The organism is Streptomyces sp. NRRL S-495, from assembly GCF_000966955.1.
Taxonomy (GTDB): domain Bacteria; phylum Actinomycetota; class Actinomycetes; order Streptomycetales; family Streptomycetaceae; genus Kitasatospora; species Kitasatospora purpeofusca.
In genome coordinates this window covers 1-1,535 of the sequence record NZ_JZWY01001166.1, presented here as the reverse complement: position 1 = coordinate 1,535, position 1,535 = coordinate 1, and the positions used below count along the sequence as shown (strand labels likewise).

Genomic DNA, 1,535 nt, shown 5'->3' with positions numbered 1-1,535 from the left:
ATACATCATGTCCCCGTCCGACCACGCCTATCTGGACATGAAGTACGACGTCTCCACCCCCTACGGCCTGAGCTGGTCCGGCTACGTGCCGGTGCAGCGTTCCTACGCCTGGGACCCCGAGACCGTCACCGGCAAGCTCGACGGCACCGGCGCCATCGTCCCGGCCGGGCAGATCGCCGGCGTCGAGGCCGCCCTCTGGGCCGACCGCGCCTACGAGGGCAGCAGCAACCTGCCGAACCCCGCCACCCGTTGGCCCTCGCCCCAGGAGTACGCCGACCACATGAGCTTCCCCCGGCTGCCCGCCGTCGCCGAGGTCGGTTGGACCCCGCAGTCCGGCCGCGACTGGACCGGTTTCCGCCAGCGGCTCGCCCAGCACGGTCAGCGCTGGACCGCCGCCGGTATCGGCTACCACGCCGCTCCGGGCGTCCCGTGGCCCGGCACGGTGCGCACGGTGGAGGGTGAGCACGTCATCGTGACGGGGGATGTCGACGGTGTAGCCCTGGAGAACGCCGGCTCCACCAACGACGGCACCGGCCTGGTGATGTGGGCACCCAACCGCGGCCCGAAGCAGACCTGGACCGTGTCCCCGCAGTCCGACGGCACCTACACCATGACCAACAAGGACTCCGGGAAGTGCGCCGAGGCGTCCGGGAGCGCCGTCGGCGCCACCGTGGTCCAGCGGACCTGCGACGCGGGCCGGACCGGCCAGCGCTGGAGGATCACGGCTCGCCCCGACGACGACCGGTACACCATCGCCTCGGCCGGCGGCCCGGTGCTCACCGCCGCCTCGGCGGCCAACGGCGCCGGGGTGACCCTGCAGCCCGACACCGGCTCCGCAGTGCAGACCTGGACCGTCGACTGACCGCTCCTGCCACAAGTAGCCCCCCGTCGCCCCTGCTCCGGACGCACGCCGTTCGGAGCAGGGGCGCACGTGTCGGCCACGCACTCCGGGGCGACACCGGCCGGCTTCTCGATCGAACAGGAAGCAACGAAAAACAACGCTCAAACATGACGATGTGTGGTCGGACGTATGCCCCTGGTGGATGATTCGGGCCTGATCGCCCCACTCCGCCTGTGAATCGGTCAGAAGCCTTGACACAACCGAACAGCGCTTTGAAACTCTCCATCACCCCGATTGTTTGCGCGAACATCAGCGACGGACGCGCTGTCGCCGACGGTCGGGGCCACCCCCACCCACGACGCACCCGCGATCGGTCCCCGCCGCCGCCCGGCCCGGGCGGAGGCGCCGGCACAGCCGCTGCCGCGCGGTCATCCGCACCTGCCGGATGCTCCGCCGCGCCACGGTCGGCCCGCGGGCGCGTCGTTGAACGAAGGACGAGAGTGGACATGCTGCGTTTGAGAACGGCAGTCGGCGGCGCCGTGCTGGCCCTGTGCGTCTCCCTGTTCCAGGGCGTCGGGCAGGCCGAGGCGGTTGCCGTGACGGTCACCAACGGGACCCAGTTCGTGGACACCGCGGGCAACCCGCTGCACGCCCACGGCGGCGGTGTGATCAAGGTCGGTGCGTACTACTACTG

1 protein-coding gene and 1 pseudogene are annotated in these 1,535 nt (G+C 70.9%); both read left to right on the top strand.

All coding sequences use genetic code 11. The annotated features are described in order from the left end of the window. A partial coding sequence (locus VR45_RS40185; protein WP_159394548.1) for an RICIN domain-containing protein occupies positions 1–862 on the top strand: 862 nt, incomplete at its 5' end. Positions 863–1,347: 485 nt separating this feature from the next. After that, positions 1,348–1,535, top strand: a pseudogene (locus tag VR45_RS46485) (beta-xylosidase); the annotation flags it as partial.